At 39.2% G+C, this 255-nt stretch carries 1 protein-coding gene; it reads left to right on the top strand.

Going from position 1 to position 255, the window contains the following annotated elements:
• Positions 1–255: transposase (locus Q8G36_RS28830; RefSeq protein ID WP_305163172.1), on the top strand; the 255-nt coding region annotated here is incomplete at both ends.

Here is a 255-nt window from a genome sequence, read left to right as displayed (position 1 = left end):
AACAAATAAAGAGGGCTATCGCGAGTACAAATCGCCAAAACAAATTTGTACAACATGCTCATTTTTATCTCGGTGTACAGAAAGCAAAGACTGTCAAAAAGTGGTGACACGGCATATCTGGCAAGCATATGTGGAAGAAGCAGATCATCTGCGTCATCATCAAGATGTAAAACCTATATATGCAAAACGTAAAGAAACGATTGAGCGTGTATTCGCAGATGCAAAAGAAAAGCATGGTATGCGTTGGACTACTTT

Source organism: Peribacillus frigoritolerans, from assembly GCF_030676415.1.
Classification (GTDB): domain Bacteria; phylum Bacillota; class Bacilli; order Bacillales; family DSM-1321; genus Peribacillus; species Peribacillus frigoritolerans_A.
Note: the sequence above shows the minus strand (reverse complement) of the source record. Positions and strands in the feature narration are given on the sequence as shown.